This window comes from Caballeronia sp. AZ10_KS36 (assembly GCF_023631105.1).
In the GTDB taxonomy this organism is placed as follows: domain Bacteria; phylum Pseudomonadota; class Gammaproteobacteria; order Burkholderiales; family Burkholderiaceae; genus Caballeronia.
Map to the genome: position 1 here is coordinate 22,364 of NZ_JALQDQ010000016.1, position 20,726 is coordinate 43,089.

At 63.7% G+C, this 20,726-nt stretch carries 22 protein-coding genes; 11 read left to right on the forward strand and 11 right to left on the reverse strand.

Annotated features, from left to right (window positions below; translation table 11 throughout):
• Positions 1 to 17: 17 nt before the first annotated feature.
• Positions 18 to 1,331, forward strand: a complete 1,314-nt coding sequence (locus NCR35_RS08880) for a cation:proton antiporter (RefSeq protein ID WP_250534088.1) — start codon at positions 18 to 20, stop codon at positions 1,329 to 1,331.
• A 17-nt stretch (positions 1,332 to 1,348) separates the two neighbouring features.
• Positions 1,349 to 1,933, forward strand: coding sequence for a P-loop nucleotide/nucleoside kinase family protein (locus tag NCR35_RS08885; RefSeq protein ID WP_250534089.1), 585 nt, complete (start codon positions 1,349 to 1,351; stop codon positions 1,931 to 1,933).
• 19 nt (positions 1,934 to 1,952) lie between these two features.
• Here NCR35_RS08885 and NCR35_RS08890 read toward each other — a convergent pair whose 3' ends face one another.
• Together NCR35_RS08890 and NCR35_RS08895 are read right to left on the reverse strand one after the other, a co-directional pair.
• Positions 1,953 to 3,071: a saccharopine dehydrogenase family protein gene (locus NCR35_RS08890; RefSeq protein WP_250534090.1), complete on the reverse strand. Its 1,119-nt coding sequence runs from the start codon at positions 3,069 to 3,071 to the stop codon at positions 1,953 to 1,955.
• Positions 3,072 to 3,207: 136 nt separating this feature from the next.
• Positions 3,208 to 3,663 (reverse strand): Lrp/AsnC family transcriptional regulator, encoded by a 456-nt coding sequence (locus NCR35_RS08895; RefSeq protein WP_248319895.1) that lies wholly within the window; start codon positions 3,661 to 3,663, stop codon positions 3,208 to 3,210.
• A gap of 231 nt (positions 3,664 to 3,894) precedes the next feature.
• Here NCR35_RS08895 and NCR35_RS08900 point away from each other — a divergent pair, with 231 nt between their 5' ends.
• A complete protein-coding gene (locus tag NCR35_RS08900) occupies positions 3,895 to 4,428 on the forward strand; it encodes a Spy/CpxP family protein refolding chaperone (protein WP_250534091.1) in 534 nt (177 codons plus the stop codon).
• Between the two features lie 168 nt (positions 4,429 to 4,596).
• A complete protein-coding gene (locus NCR35_RS08905) occupies positions 4,597 to 5,025 on the forward strand; it encodes a PGDYG domain-containing protein (RefSeq protein ID WP_250534092.1) in 429 nt (142 codons plus the stop codon).
• A 200-nt stretch (positions 5,026 to 5,225) separates the two neighbouring features.
• Here NCR35_RS08905 and NCR35_RS08910 read toward each other — a convergent pair whose 3' ends face one another.
• The 8 genes from NCR35_RS08910 to NCR35_RS08945 form a co-directional block, all read right to left on the reverse strand.
• A complete protein-coding gene (locus NCR35_RS08910) occupies positions 5,226 to 5,591 on the reverse strand; it encodes a DUF3022 domain-containing protein (protein WP_250534093.1) in 366 nt (121 codons plus the stop codon).
• A gap of 14 nt (positions 5,592 to 5,605) precedes the next feature.
• Complete coding sequence (locus NCR35_RS08915; protein ID WP_250534094.1) at positions 5,606 to 6,424, reverse strand: YhfC family intramembrane metalloprotease; 819 nt, start codon at positions 6,422 to 6,424, stop codon at positions 5,606 to 5,608.
• A gap of 10 nt (positions 6,425 to 6,434) precedes the next feature.
• Positions 6,435 to 7,529: a LacI family DNA-binding transcriptional regulator gene (locus NCR35_RS08920; RefSeq protein ID WP_250534095.1), complete on the reverse strand. Its 1,095-nt coding sequence runs from the start codon at positions 7,527 to 7,529 to the stop codon at positions 6,435 to 6,437.
• A gap of 125 nt (positions 7,530 to 7,654) precedes the next feature.
• A complete protein-coding gene (locus NCR35_RS08925) occupies positions 7,655 to 8,626 on the reverse strand; it encodes a 2-hydroxyacid dehydrogenase (RefSeq protein WP_250534096.1) in 972 nt (323 codons plus the stop codon).
• Between the two features lie 136 nt (positions 8,627 to 8,762).
• Positions 8,763 to 10,046 (reverse strand): MFS transporter, encoded by a 1,284-nt coding sequence (locus NCR35_RS08930; protein WP_250534097.1) that lies wholly within the window; start codon positions 10,044 to 10,046, stop codon positions 8,763 to 8,765.
• Between the two features lie 76 nt (positions 10,047 to 10,122).
• A complete protein-coding gene (locus NCR35_RS08935; RefSeq protein ID WP_250534098.1) occupies positions 10,123 to 11,148 on the reverse strand; it encodes a sugar kinase in 1,026 nt (341 codons plus the stop codon).
• A 34-nt stretch (positions 11,149 to 11,182) separates the two neighbouring features.
• Positions 11,183 to 11,959 (reverse strand): sugar phosphate isomerase/epimerase family protein, encoded by a 777-nt coding sequence (locus tag NCR35_RS08940; protein WP_250534099.1) that lies wholly within the window; start codon positions 11,957 to 11,959, stop codon positions 11,183 to 11,185.
• A 99-nt stretch (positions 11,960 to 12,058) separates the two neighbouring features.
• Positions 12,059 to 12,949, reverse strand: coding sequence for a LysR family transcriptional regulator (locus tag NCR35_RS08945; protein WP_250534100.1), 891 nt, complete (start codon positions 12,947 to 12,949; stop codon positions 12,059 to 12,061).
• Positions 12,950 to 13,064: 115 nt separating this feature from the next.
• Here NCR35_RS08945 and NCR35_RS08950 point away from each other — a divergent pair, with 115 nt between their 5' ends.
• Both NCR35_RS08950 and NCR35_RS08955 read left to right on the forward strand, forming a co-directional pair.
• Positions 13,065 to 14,129 carry a YeiH family protein gene (locus NCR35_RS08950; protein WP_250534101.1) on the forward strand — a complete coding sequence of 355 codons (1,065 nt, stop codon included), beginning with the start codon at positions 13,065 to 13,067 and terminating at the stop codon, positions 14,127 to 14,129.
• Positions 14,130 to 14,431: 302 nt separating this feature from the next.
• The gene (locus NCR35_RS08955; RefSeq protein WP_250534102.1) at positions 14,432 to 14,686 is read left to right on the forward strand and encodes a hypothetical protein; all 255 of its coding nucleotides are present in this window, start codon (positions 14,432 to 14,434) and stop codon (positions 14,684 to 14,686) included.
• A 164-nt stretch (positions 14,687 to 14,850) separates the two neighbouring features.
• On the opposite strand, the gene NCR35_RS08960 is transcribed toward NCR35_RS08955, so the two are convergent.
• The gene (locus tag NCR35_RS08960; protein WP_250534103.1) at positions 14,851 to 16,089 is read right to left on the reverse strand and encodes a cystathionine gamma-synthase family protein; all 1,239 of its coding nucleotides are present in this window, start codon (positions 16,087 to 16,089) and stop codon (positions 14,851 to 14,853) included.
• 218 nt (positions 16,090 to 16,307) lie between these two features.
• On the opposite strand from NCR35_RS08960, the gene NCR35_RS08965 reads away from it, so the two are divergent.
• The 5 genes from NCR35_RS08965 (at position 16,308) to NCR35_RS08985 (ending at position 20,551) form a co-directional block, all read left to right on the forward strand.
• Entirely contained in the window at positions 16,308 to 17,045 is a 738-nt protein-coding gene (locus NCR35_RS08965; RefSeq protein ID WP_250534104.1) for a glutathione S-transferase, read from the forward strand.
• Positions 17,046 to 17,085: 40 nt separating this feature from the next.
• On the forward strand, positions 17,086 to 17,889 hold the full coding sequence (locus NCR35_RS08970; protein ID WP_250534105.1) for an aldo/keto reductase: 804 nt from the start codon (positions 17,086 to 17,088) through the stop codon (positions 17,887 to 17,889).
• A gap of 148 nt (positions 17,890 to 18,037) precedes the next feature.
• The gene (locus tag NCR35_RS08975; protein ID WP_250534106.1) at positions 18,038 to 19,774 is read left to right on the forward strand and encodes a ClcB-like voltage-gated chloride channel protein; all 1,737 of its coding nucleotides are present in this window, start codon (positions 18,038 to 18,040) and stop codon (positions 19,772 to 19,774) included.
• Positions 19,775 to 20,011: 237 nt separating this feature from the next.
• Positions 20,012 to 20,272 (forward strand): hypothetical protein, encoded by a 261-nt coding sequence (locus NCR35_RS08980; protein ID WP_244846399.1) that lies wholly within the window; start codon positions 20,012 to 20,014, stop codon positions 20,270 to 20,272.
• 33 nt (positions 20,273 to 20,305) lie between these two features.
• A complete protein-coding gene (locus NCR35_RS08985; protein ID WP_250534107.1) occupies positions 20,306 to 20,551 on the forward strand; it encodes a DUF2795 domain-containing protein in 246 nt (81 codons plus the stop codon).
• Positions 20,552 to 20,726 lie beyond the last annotated feature (175 nt).

Here is a 20,726-nt window from a genome sequence, read left to right on the forward strand (position 1 = left end):
ACCGCTTCAAGGCTTTCATGACCGAGACGATCTGGTTTCTCGTCGTCGGCGGCGTGCTCATTTTCATGGCGCTCGCCAGCTCGACGTTCAAACGCCTTCCGATCAGCACCGCCATGTGCTATCTGGCCATCGGCTTCGTGCTCGGGCCGGGCGTCGCGAATCTGCTGCATATCCGGCTCGACGGCGACACGGCAGTCCTGCGCCTCATTACCGAAGTCGCCATGCTGGTGTCGCTCTTCGCGATCGGGCTGCGCCTGCGTGTGCCGCCGACCGACCGCCGCTGGCTGCTGCCGCTGCGTCTGGGCTTCGTTGCGATGGTGCTGACCATCGCCGCGCTCACGCTGCTATGCACGTACGGGCTCGGCATGACGTGGGGCGCGTCGCTCTTGCTGGCCGCGATGCTCGCGCCCACTGATCCCGTCCTCGCGCACGACGTGCAGGTCGAAGCCCCCGGCGACACGGATCTCTTGCGCTTCTCGCTGAGCGCCGAAGGCGGCCTCAACGACGGCATCGCGCTACCGTTCGCACTCCTTGGCATTGCAGTCTGCCGCTTCGAAGCATCGCCGCACGACGCATTGCAGTGGAGCTTCGTGCTGCAGGCCGTATGGGGCACGCTCGCGGCGCTTGCAAGCGGCTGGCTGCTCGGCGAACTGACGGTGCGCCTGGTGGCTTACCTGCGCACGCGTCACGGCGAAGCGTTGGGCTCCGAAGGCTTCTATGCGCTCGGTCTGATCGCGCTGTCGTACGGCGTCGCCGAGTTGCTGCATTCGTATTCGTTCCTCGCCGTGTTCGCGGCAGGCCTCGCGATGCGGCGCGTCGAGCATCGCCAAAGCGGCGACAAGGGCGCGCGTGAAGCGGTCGGCACCGTGGATGTCGAGGACATCAGCGCGACCGCATCCGATCCCGATCGCGCATACGCGTTCATGGCCGAGCGCGTGCACGGCTTCACGATCGAACTCGAACGCATCGCCGAAGTGGCGATCATGCTGCTCGTCGGCTCCGTGCTCGCGACGATGTGGCGCGATCTCTTCACGTGGCGCGCGGCCATTATTCTCGGCGGGCTATTTCTCGTGATACGGCCGTTGGCGGTGCAGGCGTCGCTCGTCGGCTCGTGCGCGTCGCGCGGGCAGCGTCTCTTGATGGGCTGGTTCGGGATCCGCGGAGTCGGCTCGTTCTACTATCTGCTCTATGCGATCGAGCACGCGCCGAAGCAGGTCGCGGGCCCGCTGACACCCATCATCATCGCGGCGATAACAGCGTCGGTTATCGTGCACGGCGTGACATCGACACCGCTGATGAACCGCTATCAGCGGGCGCATGCCAACGATTGAATACAAGATACGATCTCATGAAGCATCTGCTCTTCTTCTGCGGTCACGCCGGAACCGGCAAGACGACGCTCGCCAAGCGCCTGTTTGCGCCGCTCATGCGCGAGACAGGCGAGCCGTTCTGTCTGCTCGACAAGGACACGCTATACGGCGCGTATAGCGCGGCGGCCATCGGCGCGCTGACGGGCGACCCGCACGATCGCGACAGCCCGCTATTCATCAAGCATCTGCGCGACCCGGAGTACCGAAGTCTCGTCGATACCGCTGCGGAGAACCTGGCGCTGGGCGTGAGCGTGGTCGTGGTCGCGCCGCTATCGCGCGAAGTGCGCGAGCGGCGGCTCTTCGATCGCGCATGGCTCGGCATCGACGACGATGTGACGATTCGCGTCGTGTGGGTGCACGTCAGAGAGGACGTGGCGCGGGAGCGCATTGCCGCGCGTGCGGATCCGAATGATGCATACAAACTGGCGCACTGGGAGGACTACCGGCAGCGTCTTTTCTTTCCCGACGATGCGCTCGCCGCCGATCTGCTGATGTTCGACAACACGGCCTCGACCGCGGACGACGAAGCGCGTCTGCTGGCGCGCCTCGTCGCTCACACATGACTGAGAGGACTGGGAGCGTCTATGCGACCGCAAGGCGGCGCGCCGTCTCCAGCGCGTTCGCGCCTTCGTAGAGCTTGCCGAAGCGGTTCGCGAGAAATGCATCCAGCGGAACCTGCTCCTGCCGCACGAAGCCGCTCTGCGGCAAGACGCCTTCGCGGAACAAATCCAACTCGGCGCACACGGCGCCCGCCGTCGTGATCTGGATCGCGCTCATTGGCATACCGCATACATCCTTCGCGACGATCTTGCGCGTGAAGACGTGCTGGACCAGTTGATCGCTGCCGCCGCCGCGCATGCCCGTCACCGTGACGAAGATCAGCACCACGTCCTGCGCCGTCGAGGGGACCGCGCGCTTGAGCATGGCCTTCAAGCCGTCGCGATCGGTGGACATGCGCAGGTCGTCGAGCAGGAACTTCATCAGGTCGCGATGCCCCGGATAGCGCACCGACTTGTAGTCCAGCGTCTCGACTCTTCCCGCCAGCGTTTCACACAAGGTCCCGAGTCCGCCCGACGTGTTGAACGCTTCGTACTCGATGCCGTCCAGCGAGAAATGTTCGACGCCTTCCAGTGGCTGCACCCATTGCGTGCGGCCTTCGCGCACTGCTTCGCACGGCTGGCAATACTCGTTGATGAGCCCGTCGATGCTCCACGTCAGGTTGTACTTCAACGCGTTGGTCGGGAACTGCGGCAGCGCGCCGACGCGCATCTTCACTTCGCGCAGGTTATCGAGCCGTCCGGCGAGATCGTGCGCGACGATGCCGATGAAACCCGGCGCGAGACCGCATTGCGGCATGAATGCAGTATGCGATCCGTCGGCGATGGCGCGAATTGCGTGCGTCGCGCGCACGTCCTCGGTCAGATCGAAGTAATGCACACCCGCCGCCTTTGCCGCGGATGCCACGCCGATTGCGAGGTAATACGGCAGCGCATTGACGAGCGCATCGAAGCCGCCGAGCGCCTGACGCAGGGCGGGCGTATCGGCGGAATCGACGCGGCGCGTCGCGATGCCCTGCGCGCCGAGTTGCGCGAGCGCGTGTTCGTCGCGATCAAAAGCGACAACCTCGAAGTCGCCCGTTTCACGCAGCAGATGCGCAATGCTTTGACCGATCAATCCGGCGCCGACCAGTGCCACTTTCATCTTTGTCTCCTTGTTGGGGCATGAACGCCTCAGTGTAGGAGCCCGTGAATATTGATCCTAGACGCAAAATGATGCGAAGTGGCGATGGATTTCGTCATTTTGACGACCGCACGATGCGATTTGTATTTTGCATGCCTTAGCCGGTGCGGTCGATCTTGCGTGCAAGAATGATCGAGGTCGTCGTCCGCTCCACGCCTTCGAGCGCACCGATCTCGTCGAGCATGTCGTTGAGACGGTCCGGCGAATCCGCGCGCAGCCACGCGACGTAATCGAATTCGCCGCTCACCGCGCAAAGCAGTTGGACTTCGGGCATGCGGGCGAGGCGCTTCTGCACATCGCGGCCGTACTTCGGCGCGAGCTTGATGCCGACATACGCCTGAATGCTCGCGTCGAGCACGTCCTGCCCGAGCCGCACGCCGTAGCCCGCGATTACGTTGTTCTTCTCCAGCCGCGCGATGCGGGCAATGACCGTCGTGCGCGCGACGCCGAGCTGCCGCGCGAGATTTGCCACGCTGTCGCGGGCATTGGTCTGCAACAGCGCGACCAGATTGCGGTCGATGTCATCGAGTTGATCGAGGCGCGGTGGTCTCATACGGTTCCCTTCGCTTGGCTTTGCGTGGCTTCGTTTTGCATTCGTTATTCGATGCGCATTTTTCCAGAGACGTATCGAATGTAAGCAGTTGTGGCAATGCAGGCGAATTGTCGCTCATTCGTGATACTAATATCGGGCAATGGCGTCATTCTCGCGGTCGAGCCGGCCCGCGTCATGAGCAGGGTCAGGCCACGCGGCTCGCCACTTTTCCATTGATCGAAAGGTTTACGAATGAAAAAAACACTCGTCGCACTGGCGGCATCCTGCGCCGTCACGGCGGTCTTTGCACAATCGTCGGCGCCTGCGGCAAGCGCATCCGCTCCTGCCGTGGCCGCGCAACCTGCGTCCGCGGCCGCGCCGGCAGGTTCCAGGCGCGAAGCGCGCGTCGAAGAACGCATCGCGCAATTGCATTCAAGTCTAAAGATCACGTCCGCACAGGAAGCGCAGTGGGCGCCGTTCGCCGACGCCATGCGTGAAAACGCCCGCACGATGGCGGACCTGTATCGCCAACGCATTGCGCAGCGCGACACCATGTCCGCACTCGACGACATGAAGCAGTATCAGCAGATCACGCAAGCCAACGCGGACGGCACGAAGCGTCTGGTCGATGCATTCGAGCCGCTGTATGCGAGCCTCTCGCCGGAACAGAAGAAGCTCGCCGACACGAGCTTCCGTCAGGAAGGCGAACACCACGGTCGCCGTGAACATGGCCCGCGGCACCCGCACGCATCCGGTGCAGACGCTGCATCGGCGACGAAGCCTTAAGTACGCGGCGATTGTCGCGCAAAGAGAGGCCCGCATCCCATCGATGCGGGCCTTTTTGCATTTTGCATGCGGCGTGCCGCGTGCGGCGTGCTGCGTGATGGATGCAAAATACCGCAATAGCCGTTAGCATCGCGGTCTCCACCTCGTCTTCATGTCTTCATCTTCCCCATGCTCGAACTCGCCCAACCCGACCTCTCCAACGATCCCGTCGCGCGCCGCGTCGTCAAGAACGAGGCCGTGGCCGTCGAATTCGCGGCTGCCGCCGGCGAACTGATGAGTCTGGAAGGACCGAACCGCTATGCAGCGGGCGACGCCATCGTGACGGGCGCATCGGGCGAACGCTGGGTCGTGTCGCGCGAACGTTTCGACGCGAAGTACACGCCCGAAGGCGGCATCGTGCATGGCGAGCCGGGCACGTATCGCAACCGGCCGAGCGTCGTGCTCGCCAAGCAGATGCAGGAGCCGTTCAGCATCGCGCGCTCCGCTGCGGGCGACGTGCTGACAGGCGAGCCCGGCGACTGGGTGATGCAGTATGCACCGGGCGATTATGGCGTGGTCAAGGCGGCGCGATTCCTGAAGGTGTATCGCGAGGTCTGAGCTTCTCTACGTTTCACGGGAGTCACATCCCTTGCGCCTCGCAATAGTAATAAGGACACCTGAACACACTTTCAGTTTCGATAGCGCCTCGGAGCGCGCGATGCAATGGGCTCTAAGCGCCCGCCTTCAGACGCCCAGCTGTGAACGCCTCTACCGCATGAAGGCGCCTCGAACGCCTCCAACGCGCAGCCCCTACGCACTCAAGCAAAGTCATCGCCCATTTCGATCTCGACCTCGCGCGGCACGGCCTCCCCGTTCGCATAACGTTCTTCGAGCGAGCCGAGCGTCGCCTCGACATAGGCCCGCAGCACCGCGTAGCTGCGCGCCTGCAAACGCGGCGGCAGCGCGCGGTATCGCGCGAGCGCGCCCGGATCGAAGCGCACGTCGATGGTGATGCGCCGCGCCGTCGAGCCGAAGCGCATCGCGATGTAGTGAATCATCAGCGAGGTGCGGTCGTTGTCGTCGATGCGTTCGGCGAACTGCGTCTGCTCGGGGAAGAGATCGCTGATCACGTGCGCGAGCATGTCGATATCCGCGCTCGCGCAGTCGTATTGGTAATCGTCCATTCGGTTTCGGTCGTTCAGGGTTGGCGCGCGGCAGGAGTCGATGAATTGTCGGCTTCGGCGGCGCGGCGATAGTAGCGCACGAGCGCCAGCGCGACGATGACGCCCAGCACGAGATACACCGCATCCGCCGCGACGAGCGGAATCATGCGCGCCTGAAACAGCGCAGCGGGCAGTCCGACGAGCGCATGAGCGGCAATCAGCACGCCGAGAGCGGCACGCGAGCGCTCGCGCAGCAGTTGCCACATGAGCGCCGAGAAGCCGAGCTGAAAGACGAAGGCACTCACGCGCTCGACCAGAAAGATGCCCGCCGACACCGGCGACAAGCTCATGAGGATCATGTGGATGCGCGCGAGGGCGTCGAGCGGCGCGCTTTCGAAATGGGCGTCGAGCGTGCCGTTATTCGCGAGGATTGCATACAAGATCCACTGCGCCTGCACCAGCGCGCCGACGATCCAGGCTTCCGCCCCGCCGTGACCGATGCCGTAGCCGAGCGCCGGGCCGTGTCGTTCGAGCGCACCGGGCTCGCGCCGGATCAGCCACTTCATGCCGGCGAAGCGCCCCGCTTCCTCGCATACGCCCGCCGCGAGCGCGCCGTACACGACGAACACGACAGGATTCGACAACCAATGCGACGTCAACGCATTGCCGAGCACGAAGCCGTGCAGCGCGCGCTCGATGACCATCGCAAAGAGCGCGAAGACCGCGATGCCGAGAATCGGCTCGCGCGGCACCAGCCTAAAGCGTGTGCGCAGCTTGCGGTACAACACGACGGGCATGGCCGCGACGACGAGCGTCACGAATACAAGGCCCGCCAGCGTCGGGATGCTGACCATTCAGGTTCCTTCAGAGTCCGTGAGTCGCCGGCTGTTGCGTGACGCCGGCCAAGCGCTGCGTCGAGGACCGCACGATGAGTTCGCCCGGCAGCAGGCACTCGCGCGCCGGCATCAACGCACCGCCGAGCCGCTCGTGCAGAAACTCGACCGCGCGCCGGCCGATGTCGTAAGTCGGCTGACGAACCGCCGTCATGCCCGCGAGTTCCGCCCATTCCGAATCGTCGATGGCGAGTAGCGCGACGCTCGCCTGCCAGTCCGGGCCGTGCCGCTCCTTCAAGTGCACGGCGACGCGCAGCGCAACCGGCCCGTTCGCCGCGAAAAGCGCCACGCGCTTGCCGGCCGAGCGCGCGGCATCGACACGCCGGTCCATTTCGGCGAGCGCGGATGCGGCATCCGAGAGATCGAGCACGAGCGTCGAACCGCTTGCGCCGAGCGCCGCGACGGTCTCGCGGAACGCGGCTTCGCGCAAGCGTCGGGAACTCACGTGCGTCACCGGCTGCACGATGAAGAGCAACTCGTCGAAGCCTTCATCGACGAGATGACGCGTGGCGAGCGCGACCGCGGCAGGATTGTCGAGCCCGACCATATCCGTGACGATGCCTTCGACCGTGCGGTCCACGAGCACGACCGGAATGCCGCCTTGCGTGAAGCCCTGCAGCAGTTCTTCCTTCACGCCGAGCGCGTTGACGATCACGCCTTCCACGCGGTAAGTGGTGAGCAGTTGCAGATAACGCCGCTCCATGTCGACCTCGTTCGCGGCATGGCAGATGAGCGGCATGTAGCCGAGCGCGTGGCAAGCGGCCTCGACGCCTTGCAGCACTTCGACCGAATAGGGATTCGTGAGGTCCGCGAGCAACATGCCGATCAACCGGTTGCGCCCGCGTTTCAGGCCGCGCGCCATCTGGTTCGGCCGATAGTCGAGCTTCGCGATGGCCGCTTCGATGCGCTCACGTAATTCGAGCGACAGCACGCCCGTCTCGCCGTTCAGATAGCGCGAAATGCTGGTCTTGCCGGTGCCGGCCTCGCGTGCGACGTCGGTGATCGTCGCGCGTCGCGCGGCAAAAGTCAGCGGGCGAAGAGTCTGCTTGTTGGGATCGTCGGACATGATGTGTCGTGAGGACTGGCTCGTGCTCGTCGAGCGCCGATGCGCGTTGCATACAAAATGCGAGGCGGTGCAAGCGTGCCGCCCAAGCGCATGTTATCGCATGCGACGCGCCGATCCCATCGCTGTTAGCGCATGCGCACTTCGCGATTGACGATGTTTTCGGTGAGCGTGCCGTCGAGCGCGCCGATCAGATTCTCGGCGGCATTGCGGTTCATTGCATGCCGCGTCTCGTGCGTGGCCGAGCCGATGTGCGGCAACGCGACGACGTTCTTCATCGAAAGGAGCGGCGAATCGGCTGGCAGCGGCTCCTGCTGGAACACATCGAGACCGGCGGCGCGGATCGTGCCGTTTTTCAGCGCTTCGATGAGCGCGGTTTCATCGACGGTCGGCCCGCGTGAGGCGTTGATGAGGATCGCGCTCGGCTTCATCTTCTTCAGTTCATTGGCGCCGATGAGACCGCGCGTTTCGGGCGTGAGCGGCACTTGCAGACACACGAAATCGGACTGCGCGAGCAGTTCGTCGAGCGGCACGCGCTTCGCGCCGTATTGTTGCTCGGCTCGCTCGTTGGGCTGCCTGTTGGTATAGAGCACGTTCATGCGAAAGCCGAGCGCCGCACGCCGCGCGACTGCCCCGCCGATGCGGCCAAGTCCCACGATACCGAGCGTCTTGCCCTGCACGTCGACGCCGAAACATGCTTCGCCGATGCTTCCTTTCCAGTTGCCTTCCTTCACCCATTCGGCGAGTTCGACGACGCGGCGCGCGCTTGCAAGGATCAACGCGAAGACCGTATCCGCGGTGGATTCGGTCAGCACGTCGGGCGTGTGCGTCAGAACGATGCCGCGACGCGTCAGGTCGTCGACGTCGAAGTTGTCGAAGCCTACCGATACGGTCGATAACGCCTTCAGGCGCGTGGCGCCTTCGAGCATGTCGGGCGTGATCTTCACGCTTGCGCCGATGGCGCCGTCGGCGTCCTTGAGCGCCGCTACGAACGCGGCGTGGTCCTTTGGATCGACGTTGACGACTTCCGCGTGCGTGCGAAGGTACGCTTCCACGTCGGGCGGTAAGGGCTTGTAGGCTACGATCTTTTTCTGAGTCATGGTCGGAATTCGGGTTTGCGCCCTGTGAGCGATGAGTTCTCTTTGCGGTTCTTGCTTTAGCTTAACGTTTCAGGTCATCCGTTGTGCGGCACAACGCCAACATATCGACAAGGCCAGTCTCAAGAAACCGCATACGTCAAGACCGCAAAACCCCCGAAGCCGGAACGGCCGCTTGAGGCTTGACAGCCAACGTGAACCAAACGGAAAGCAAGAGCGCAACGCTCATGAACACGTACGAGGCCGCCGGCGACCCGGTCGCGCCGTTCAGATACCCGACCACGTAGGAACCCACGAACGAGCCCAGCGCGCCCATGCTATTGATAAGCGCCATCGCTCCGCCTGCGACGTTCTTCGGCAGCAACTCGGGCACGATCGCAAAGAAAGGCCCGTACGGCGCATACATGGCTGCACCGGCAATCACGAGCAAGGTGTACGACGCCCAAAAGTTAGTTGTCCCAAGCAGATACGAACCCGCGAACGCCACTGCGCCGATCAGCAGGAAGGGCCACACGAACGCCTTGCGTGCCTGGAGCTTGTCGGAGGCCCACGAGGCGAGCAGCATCGCAATGGTCGCTGCGAGATAAGGCACCGCCGAAAGCCATCCCGTCTCGACCATACCGAGCGTCGAGCCGCTCTTCAGAATCGACGGGAGCCACAGCACGAAGCCGTATACACCGATGCTCCAGCAAAAATACTGCGCGCACAACTTCATGACCGCGGGCGATTTGAAGGCCTCGCGATAGTTCTTCACCGGCTTGATCGCGGCCTGCTCCGCGCGCAGCGTCGCGTCGAGATCGCGCTTCTCTTGATCCGAGAGCCAGCTCACCTGCGCGGGCTTGTCCTTGACGATGAACCACCAGATCACCGCCCACGCGATCGCCGGAAGACCTTCGGCGACGAACATGTGACGCCAGCCGAACGAATTCACGAGATAGCCGGATACGACCGACATCCATAGCACCGTCACCGGATTGCCGAGAATGAGGAACGTATTCGCGCGCGATCGCTCGGACTTCGTGAACCAGTTCGCGATGAAGACGAGCATCGCGGGCATCACTGCCGCTTCGACGATGCCGAGCACGAAGCGAATCGCCATCAACGACGGAATGTTGCTGACCATGCCGGTCGCCGCCGCGCATCCGCCCCAGAGCACGAGGCTCCAGAACACGAGCTTCTTGACGCTGCGGCGTTCCGCGTAGATTGCGCCCGGAATCTGAAAGAAGAAGTAGCCGAGAAAGAAGAGCGCGCCGATCAGCGACGACAGTCCCTTGCTGATCCCGAGGTCCTGATTGATGCCGGCGGCCGAAGCGAAGCCGTAGTTCGCGCGGTCGAGATACGCAAGGCTGTACGTGATGAAAACGATCGGCATGATCGCCCACCAGCGGCGCACGGCGAGCTTAGGTGTCGAGGATGAGTGCATGTTGTCTCCGAACGCTGAGTGTCGGGTGTATGGGGCTCGCTCGTGATCGAGTTCGCCTCGATGTCGTCTGGCGATGTCAGACGATGATCGCGGCTTGAGCCGTCTTGTCGTTTTTGTCGTTTTTGTCGTTTTTGCCGTTCTGGTTCTGCGATTCGAGCGCATCGAGCGCCTCGCGCGTCGGCAGGCCTTCGCTGTCGCCGATTACCTGAATCGCCAATGCACCGATGCGATTGCCGCGTGCGATCGCATCGCGCACGCTGCGCCCTTCGAGCAGCGCGCTCACGACGCCGACTGCGAAGCCATCGCCGGCGCCGACGGTATCGACCACGTTCGTGACCGGCACGCCGGCAACGACGCCTGAGTCGCCATCGGCGGTGCGGAAGTATGCGCCCTCTGCGCCGAGCTTGACCACCACGCCTTTCGCGCCGCGATCGAGATAGAACGCCGCGATGTCTTCTGGCGCGGCATAACCGGTAAGCACCAGGCCCTCGCTCACGCCGGGCAGAACCCAGTCGGCGAGCGCGGCGAGCGCGTTCAACGATTCGGCCATGGCTTCGCGCGACGGCCATAACGTCGGGCGCAAGTTCGGATCGAAGGAGATCGACTTGCCTGCGGCACGCATTTCACGGGCCATGTGAAACGCGAGTTCGCGCGAGCTTGCCGAGATCGCCGGCGCGACGCCCGTGAGGTGCAGGTGGCGCGCGCCGAGCACGTAGTCGGCGACATAGTCGTCTACCGAAAGATGGCTTGCCGCCGAGCCCTTGCGAAAATACTCGACTGCCGGATCGCTGCCGTCGTCGCATTTGCCCTTCAGCTGAAAGCCTGTCGAATAGCGATCGTCGATGCTTACGCAACGCGCGTCGATGCCTTCCGCCGCGAGCACGTCGAGGACATAGCGGCCGAACGAATCGCGGCCGACGCGGCTCATCCAGCCGACTTTGAAGCCGAGCCGCGACAAGCCGATGGCGACGTTCAGATCCGCCCCGGCGACGCGTTTCGTGAAGTGGCCGACCGACGCGAGGTCACCCGCTTCTGCGGCGACGAACATCGTCATCGCTTCGCCGTAGGTGACGACATCCAGAGCTTCGTGCTCAACCTGCATGTTCGATCCTTGTCTTTTGCGTACAGAATTCAAATCAGAACGCCGCGATGCGCGCCACCTGAGTGGCCGCGTCGGCTTCGTCGCGGAACGGAAATTCGATGCCGCGCGGCGCATCGGACGGCAAATGCGCGAGAAGCGCGGCGAACTGCGTGTCGTCGTGGGCTGGCGCCAGGGCGAAGCGCCGCGCGCCCTCGCCTTGCGTCGCCTTGCAGTGTATATAGCCGACATGCCGACCGAGCCGCCTGGCGGCGTCGAGCGGATCGACATCGGCCCAGCACCAGTTACCGGTATCGAACGTCATTGCAAGACCGCTGTCGGCCGGCAGCGCGCCGAATAGCATTTCGAATGCATTCGGCAAACCGCCGGCACGCAGTTGACCGTTCTCGACCAGCACCCGAGCCGCAGAGCGGTCGATGGCGCGCGTGAGCGTTTCCAGCGTCGCCGAATCCGTCGCCACGCCGCGCTCGTCGCCGCCTAGTTGCAGCTTGACCATGCGCGCACCCAATGCCTGCGCTTCATCGATTGCGAGCGCAAGCGCGTCGCGGTCGAGGGAGCCGTCGGCGGCAAACAGGGTCGCAGGCGTCGAATGCACGGCCCATAATCCAGCCGCCCTGATGCGCTCGCCGAGCCGCGCCAGTGCGTCCAGGCTGGCGTCGGCGCACAGTTCGCGACGAACTTCGAAACCGTCTGCGCCCGAGAGCGACGCCTTCTCCGCCCACGCGGCATGGCCATCGCGGCGAATCGCATCCACGCCGAACGCGCTCGCGACGATCACCACTTCAGTTTTCGCGCTGCTGCTCGACTGTCTCATGGAACCGGTTCCAATCACTTGTGCAAAAAAGACGCCGAAGCGCCTGACTGAGTCCGGATACTGCGCCCTGAGCACCCGCTCGCGCCATAGTGGAATTCCCTAGCCGAGCGCGGCGCGGTCTTCGCAAATCTCCAAAAAGCGCGCGGCGGCGCGCGACGGCGCGGCTGCGTGCGGAATCAGAATCGAGAAACGGCGCTTGAGCGGCTCGGGCGCGATATGCAGACGTCGCAGCGCATCGTCCTCATGACGGATGGACATCGCGGAAACGAAGCCGATGCCCATGCCCGCCCGCACCGCTTCTTTCACGCCCTCCACGCCTGCGATCTCGAGCGCCACACGCATGTCGACTCCTCGTTCGGCGAACGCCCGCTCCACGATCTGGCGCACGCCCGAACCGCGCTCGCGCAACACCAGGGGATGCTCGCCGATGACCTCCAGTGTCGCGCCGGCGCGGCCGTCGGCAAGCGCATGCCCGGCGCGCACGATCGCCACGATTTCGTCGTCGAGCCACGGCGTCACGCCCGCCGTTGGCGGCAAGCCAAGGCCGGCGGGACCCTCGATGATCGCGACATCGAGCGAGCCGAGCGCCGCGACGATTTCCGCCGTGTTCCCGTCGATGGTGGTAACGACGACCTCCGGGTAGCGTTGGCGGAACGCCGCGATCAGGTATGGCAGCAGATAACTCGCGGGCGTGGTGCTCGCGCCGATGCGCAAGGTGCCGCTTTCCAGCCCGCGCATGGCGTCGCGCAGTGCATGCGCCTGCTGGAACGCCTCCCGTAGGCGCGTGGCGTATCCGAGCAGCCCTTCGCCCGCCGGCGTGAGTCGGATGCCGCGGCCGTCGCGCTGGTACAGCGGTTCACCGAATTCTTCATTCAATAAACGGAGCTGGCCCGAAACGGCGGGCTGCGAGAGATGGAGCGCGACCGCCGCCCGGCTGATATTGCCGTGCTCCGCTACGGTGGCGAACGTTATCAACTGGTCGGGGGTCACGGCTGGGAAGTATCGGACGAATTGATATTTGGCATTCTAAATCACGATTTCTCATATGCATATATCCGAATTAGGATAGCGACATTGCTTAAATGCCCATTGAAGGACGCCGCATATGTCCACCGCCCCCGCCTCGCTTGCCTCCGGTTCGTCCACACGTGGTCAGCTCAACGGCATCCTGTTCGTCGCCTTGTTCGCCGCCGCGGTCACGCGGTTGTCCGCGCTGCCTGCCATCGCCGGGCTGGGGATCAGCCCGCTGATTGTCGGCATCGTGGCGGGCGCACTCTACGGCAATGCGCTCAAGGACGGCATGCCGCAGAGCTGGGCGGCGGGCGTCAACTTTTCGGCGCGCAAGCTTCTGCGCATTGCGGTGGCATTCTTCGGACTGCGCGTGAGTCTGCAGGAGATCGCGCAAGTCGGCTTGCCGGGCTTCGCCGTGTCGGCGCTCGTGGTCGTGAGCACGCTCGTTATCGGCACGTGGGTCGGCATGAAACTCATGAAGCTCGACCGCGATACGGCGCTCCTCACGGCGGCCGGCAGCGCGATCTGCGGCGCGGCGGCCGTGCTCGCGTTCGAATCGACGCTGCAATCCAAGCCGCACAAAAGCGCGATGGCGGTCGGAAGCGTCGTGCTGTTCGGCACCCTCTCGATGTTCCTTTACCCGATCGCACTGCACGCAGGATGGCTGCACCTCGACACGCTCGGCGCCGGGCTCTTCTTCGGCGGCACGATCCACGAAGTCGCGCAGGTCGTCGGCGCGGCGAGCAACGTGAGCCCGGAGGCAACGCACATCGCCACCATCGTCAAGATGACGCGCGTGATGTTGCTGGTGCCGGTGCTGCTCGTGGTCGGCATATGGATCAACCGAGCGCGCGGCGATGCGGCAGCGAGCGTCAGCAAAGGAAAAGGCAAGCTCGCGGTGCCGTGGTTCGCGCTCGGATTCCTCGCGCTCGTCGTCGTCAATTCACTGCATATCCTGCCGGAAAGCGCCACGAGCACGCTCAACACGCTCGACACCTTCGCGCTCACGATGGCAATGACCGCGCTCGGCATGGAAACGCGCATCGCCCAGATTCGGGAAGCCGGCCCGCGGGCGATTGCAACGGGCGCGATCCTGTACGTATGGCTGGTCGGTGGCGGGCTGGCGATAACGTACGGCGTTGAACGCCTTTTCGGTTGATCCGCTCGTGAGTGTGCAAATGCGGCGTCCAATTCATAGAGATTCGCTTTCGCTTTAGCGCGACGAAGATCGTACGATTCACCGGAGTACTAACTTTCCTTTGCGATCACAGAATCCTAACCGGCTCATCTCGTAATTCGCGGTTACCAAAACGAAGAGCTGCGAAGTCAGCGGCATATGCTTCGGCAACGTTGTATGCGTCGGCGGATGCCTGCAAAGCAGTGCGATTCGCCGTGAACGACAGGAAGAGACTGTCTCTCATCGTGTCGTCTGCTGCTCAACAACGTAACTGGGAAAGACATATGAAACGCTCGATCATCACTGCTGCTGCCCTCGCATTCGCCGCTACGACTGCGATGGCTGCTGGCGGTGCAGTCAATCACGACATCGAAGGCGCGCACCAGCTCGTCGATCAGGGGTACCGCCACATCGAGGCCGCGCAATCGGCTGGTCACGGTCAGTTCGGCGGTCACGCAGAGAAGGCCAAGCAGTTGCTGAAGCAGGCTCAGGCCGAACTCGATCAGGCTGCGGTCTATTACGCCGAGCACCATCGCTAAGCCGCGCGCTTCGGCTCGGTTGCTTGTCGAGTGACCGGGCCTCGCAGACATTGCCTCGTTTTTCGGCTCGCCCGTTCGGAAGCTACCACGACGAACGGGATAGCCGCATTTTATTTGATAGTCCTAACCAAACCAAAAGGACCGCCAGAAGGCAGTCTCTCTGGTCAGGCAAGCCGAAGCGCCTGCTCGAAATCCGCAATCAGATCGTCGGTCTCTTCGATGCCCGCCGACAGCCGGATCATGCCGTCGGAAATGCCCATCGCCTTGCGCGTCTGCGCGCCCGCTTCGAAGAAGATCGTCGGCGCGACAGGAATGATGAGCGTGCGCGTATCGCCCAGACCCGTCGCCTTCACCGGCAGTTGCAGTGCATTGACGACGTCGATCATTTTGTCGGGATTGCGCAACTCGAACGAAAGCAGCCACGAGCCGCTCTTGAACAAAGACTTCGCGATGCCATGCTGCGGATGGCTCTCCAGCCCCGGATAAAAGACGCACCCGATGGCCTCGTGACCTTCCAGAAAGCGCGCAAGGGCGAGCGCGTTGTCGCTGCACTTCGCGACGCGCAGCGCCAGTGTTTCGGCGCCGAGCGCGATTTGATGCGCCTGCTCGGACGAAAGCGCGGCGCCCATGTCCCGCAGGCCCTTCTTGCGGATCTGCAACAGCCCTTGTTCCTTCGGACCGGCACGGCGGTAATCATCGGCGATGTTCGGATACTGACTCCAGTCGAAAAGCCCCGTGTCCGTGACGGCGCCGCCCAGCGCCGCGCCATGACCTGCGATGGTCTTCGTCAGCGAATTGATGACGAGGCTCGCGCCGACGTGCTTCGGCTTGAAAAGCGCGGGCGACGTGATCGTGTTATCGACGACATAAGCCAGCCCGCGCTCGCGGCAGAGCTCGCCGATGCCGGCGAGGTCCGGCACCTGCGTCCCCGGATTCGCGATGGTTTCGACGAAGACCATGCGTGTCTTCGGCGTGATGGCCTCGGCGACATGGTCGGTCTTCCCGGCATCGACCGTCGTCACCTCGATACCGAGCGTGCGGAGCGTATTGAAAAGGCTGTTCGTGTTGCCGAACACATAACGGCTCGCGACGAGATGATCGCCCGCGCGCAACAGCGTCAGGAAGACCGCCGTGATCGCGGCCATGCCGGTGCTGAAGCAGATCGAACCGACGCCTTCTTCCAGCATCGTGAGCTTGCGTTCGAGCGCGGCGGTTGTCGGCGTGCCCTGGCGCGCGTAGTTATAGCCGCCCTTCTTCGTGCCCTGGAACACACCGATCAGGTCTTCGACGCGCTCGAACCCGTACTGCACCGATGTATGGATCGGCTGGCGCAGGCCGCCATGTTCGACGCCCGCGTTGCGGTCGCCGTGAACGATGCTCGTGGTGAAGCCTTGCTTGTCCATCCCTTCTCCGCTTGCTTGTCGATGTATCGCTTGCATGCTGCATGCGGCGTTATGTAGACCGCATGCAAAAGGCCATTCTACACCGCAGGTTTTCACACAATCGCCGCTCCGCGCGGGTATAGGCGTTGCTTCCATCACGCTTCACGCCGCGCGCATCGTGCTTCAATAGCAGCAACGATGCCTCTGCCGCGTGCGGCCGATCGACGAGGAGTTCACGCATGGCTTACGAACTGTATTACTGGGACGGCTTGCAGGGCCGCGGCGAATTCGTGCGGCTCGCGCTGGAAGACGCGGGTGCGGAGTACATCGATGTAGCCCGCGCATCGAAGAAGAGCGGTTATGGCATGGACGCCATGATGAAGCTGCTCAACAGCAAGACAGAGCCGCATATTCCGTTTGCGCCGCCGTTCCTGAAAGACGGCGAACTCATCGTGCCGCAGGTGGCGAACATCCTGCTCTATCTGGGTCCGAAGCTGAACCTTGCGCCGAAAGACGAAGCCTTGCGCTACGTCGCGCATGGATTGCAGCTGACCATCGCGGATCTCGTGGCCGAGGTACACGATACGCATCATCCGCTCGCCACCGATCTGTATTACGAAGACCAGAAAGACGCCGCGAAGATTCGCACGAAGAATTTCATCGAGAAACGCGTGCCGAAGTTCATCGGCTACTTCGAGCGCGTGCTGAAGCAGAACTCGCACGGCGACACGCAGATGGTCGGCGACACCATCACCTATGTCGATCTCTCGATGTTCCAGATCGTCGAGGGATTGCATTATGCATTCCCTCGCGCGATGAAGACATTCGCCAAGCACTATCCGCGCGTGTCGGCGCTGCATGACACCGTGCTCGAACGGCCGAACATCGCGGCGTACGTCGATTCGGAGCGGCGCATTCCGTTCAATGAATCGGGCATTTTCCGGCACTACCCCGAACTCGATCAGGACCCGCAGTGAAGCGCGTCCTGGCCTAACCTACTTCAACAAAGGAGCCAGCATGGTCGAAACGATTCCTTCCTTCGGTCTCGGCACGTTTCGCGTCGATGCCGACAAAACCACGCAAGCCGTCAAGAGCGCGCTGCAGATCGGCTATCGCCATATCGACACGGCGCAGTTCTATAACAACGAAGCAGCTGTCGGCCGGGGCGTGCGCGAATCGGGCATCGCGCGCGACGACGTCTGGGTGACGACGAAAGTCTGGTGGGATCGCCTCGCGCACGACAAGCTGATCGCGAGCCTGAAGGACAGTCACGCGAAGCTCGATATCGGCACCATCGACCTGGCGCTCGTCCACTGGCCGTCGCCCGACGGCGCGGTGCCCATCGCCGAAACGCTCGCCGCGATGCAGGAAGCGCAGCAGCTCGGCCTGATCCGTCACTACGGCGTGTCGAACTTCACCGCGCCGCTGCTCGAAGAAGCGTTGAATGCGCCGGGCGGGCGCGAGATCGTCACGAACCAGATCGAGGTCAGCCCGTTCCTCGCCAACCGCCCGCTCGTCGAAGCGACGCAGCGGCTCGGCGTGAAAGTCACTGCCTACATGCCGCTCGGCGAAGGCCGCGCGCACAACGACACGACCATCAAGGCGATCGCCGCGAAGCAGGACGCGACGCCCGCGCAAGTGACGTTCGCGTGGCTGCTGTCGCGCGACATCGTGGTGCTCTCGGCATCGACCAATGCGGAGCACCAGCAAGCCAACTGGGACGCGCAAAAGCTCAAGCTCGATGCTGACGACATCGCCAAAATCGACAAGCTCGACGAAGGCAAGCGCAACGCGAATCCGTCGTTCGCGCCGAAGTGGTAGCCAGCCCGCGCACGATCTAGCCCGGCCCGCAATCGCGCGCCGGGCTTTTTTGCGGGCGCGCGCGCTGCGGGGCCCGCGCGCAATGCTATCCTTGCGGCGCTTTATTCCTTTTGCTTCTAAGCTATCCACGCTTACAGCTAATCGACCCGTGCTCTCGTTCCTGCTCAAGCTGCGCACGCACGCGCAACGACTCTTTCGGCTGTCCGACTCGCACACGATGCTCATCTGGGCGGTGGTCGTCGGCGTGGCGGGCGCGTTTGCGACGACCGTCTTTCGCGAAGGCATCGCGCTCTCGCAGCGGCTGCTGGGCAATCACTCCGAGGGACTCGTCGCGCTGGCGACCCTGCTGCCTTGGCCCGCGCGCATCGCACTGCCGGCCGCCGGCGGGCTTGTCGCGGGCTTCTGCCTGATCGCGGCGCGGCGGCATGAGAAGAGGCACGCGAACGCCGATTACATGGAAGCCGTCACCATCGGCGACGGCGCGGTACCGGTCTCGCAAACGGTCTGGCGAAGCCTGTCGTCGCTCTTCACCATCACGAGCGGCGGCTCGATCGGCCGTGAAGGGTCGATGGTGCAGCTTGCCGCGCTCGTCTCGTCGCTCATCGGCCGATGGGTTCACTTCGATCCGCCGCGCCTGCGACTGCTCGTCGCGTGCGGGGCGGCGGCGGGCATCACGTCGGCGTATAACGCGCCCATCGCCGGCGCGTTCTTCGTCACGGAGATCGTGCTCGGCTCGATGGCGATGGAGAGCTTCGGGCCGATCGTCGTGTCGTCGGTCGTCGCCAATATCACGATGCGCGAGTTCGCGGGCTACCGGCCGCCTTACGAGATGCCGGTGTTTCCGACCATCGCGGGCGTCGAAGTGCTGCTTTTCGTGGTGCTCGGCCTGCTGTGCGGCGCGCTGGCGCCGCATTTTCTGCGGCTGCTCGCGGCGTCGAAACGGCGCTTCGCACTGCTGCCGCTGCCCTTGCCGGTGCGGCTCGCGCTCGGTGGACTGATCGTCGGCGTCATCTCCGTATGGTGGCCGGAAGTCTGGGGCAACGGCTATGAAGTCGTGAACTCGCTGCTGCATCAACCGTGGACCTGGACGGCGCTGCTCACGGTGCTCGTCTTCAAGACCATCGCGACGGCGGCGACCGCGGGTTCCGGCGCGGTCGGCGGTATCTTCACGCCGACGCTCTTCGTGGGCGCGGTGCTCGGCTGTCTCTTCGGGATGGGCGTGCACGGCATCTGGCCGCATTCGACGTCCGCGCCGTTCGCCTACGCGATGGTCGGCATGGGCGCCTTTCTCGCCGCCGCCACGCACGCGCCGCTGATGGCGATCCTGATGATCTTCGAAATGACGCTCTCGTATCAGGTCGTGCTGCCGCTGATGCTCTCGTGCGTCGTCGCTTATTTCATCGCGCGCACGTCCGAGCAGACCTCCATGTACGAAGTCACGCTGCGCCGCACGCGCGAGGAAAAGGAGCGGCTGCGCCTCGCCGCGACGCAGATGCGCGAGCTCGTCAAGCCCGCCGATACGGTCGTGCCGCTGACGGCGAACGTGAAGGACATGACGCGCGTGTTCCTCGAGTATCCGGTCAAGTACCTCTACGTGATCGATGAAGCCGGGCGCTTTCGCGGCGTCGTCGCGCTGAAGGACATTACGTCCGATCTGCTCGACGCCCGCGACACGGCGACGAAGACCGCCGCCGACTATCTTCAGCCGCAATTCGACGTGCTCACGCCCGACATGTCGCTCGGCGAGGCGCTACAGCACTTTCTCGCGTTCCAGGGCGAACGGCTGCCGGTGATCGAGCGCAAATCCGCGCCGCTCCTGCTCGGCGTCGTGTACAAGACCTCGCTTCTGGACGCATACTTCCGTCTGAACCCGACCACGCGCTGAAACTGCGCGGCGATGCAATTTCGTGGCTCGCAGCTTCGGGAGAATGCGCGTGCGAGGCGCGAATGGCGAGTTCACGCATCACTCGAAGTTCGGTCGCGCGACGCCCGTTCGTCGCGCCCGTTCGCGATCCGGCGCGACGCTTCAGATGCCCGAAAGCCAGGCCGAAGAACCATCGGCATAGGCTTTGCTTGATGCTGCTTGAAGCTTTTGGCTGCTTACGTGAGGAGGGGTTGCCCGATGAAGACCTCAACGTTGTTGTCGATGGCACTGGTTTCGGTGTCGTGCTACGCCGCGCCGCTGCATACGAGTTCGACGGATTCGACGGTCGCGTCGGCGACGCGTGCCGCGCTGCGCGTGAATGCCGGGCCGGTGTCGCCGCCTGCGCCGGATATCAGCGCGCAGAATCTCGACCACGCCCGCTGGCGTCACGTGCCGCTGCCGAAGTCGCGCACGCCCAGCCGCGGCATGGCGAGTCAGCCGATTCAGGTGCTGACCTGAACGCTCATCAATTTCATAACAACGGATTCGACGATGACCGACAAGCCCGCAGAAAATCACTTTCTGAACGACGAGCCGATCGACGACGACATCGCGCAGACGCTGCGCATGGTGCAGTTTCCCGCGAACAAGGACGCGTTAGTCGAAGCGGCCCGGCAGGCGGGCGCGAGCAACGATGCGATCAACGTGTTCGATGGCCTGCCGGAGCAGGATTACGCGGATGCGGATTCGGTCGAGCAGTTGCTGGGGAGTAATGGCGGGCCGGGGATCGCGGGGTGAGGGGCGTCGTCCCGTAGGCCAATCAACGAAGCATCGGTCCGCTTGCGACCTTTCAGATCGACGCGCCACGCGTCTGCTTTCACGCGCGGGCGCGCAACGCTATCCACATAAACCGTGCATCACCCTGTTGATAACCTGCCGAGAACTGCATTAAGTCGTTGACGCCGAAGCGAAA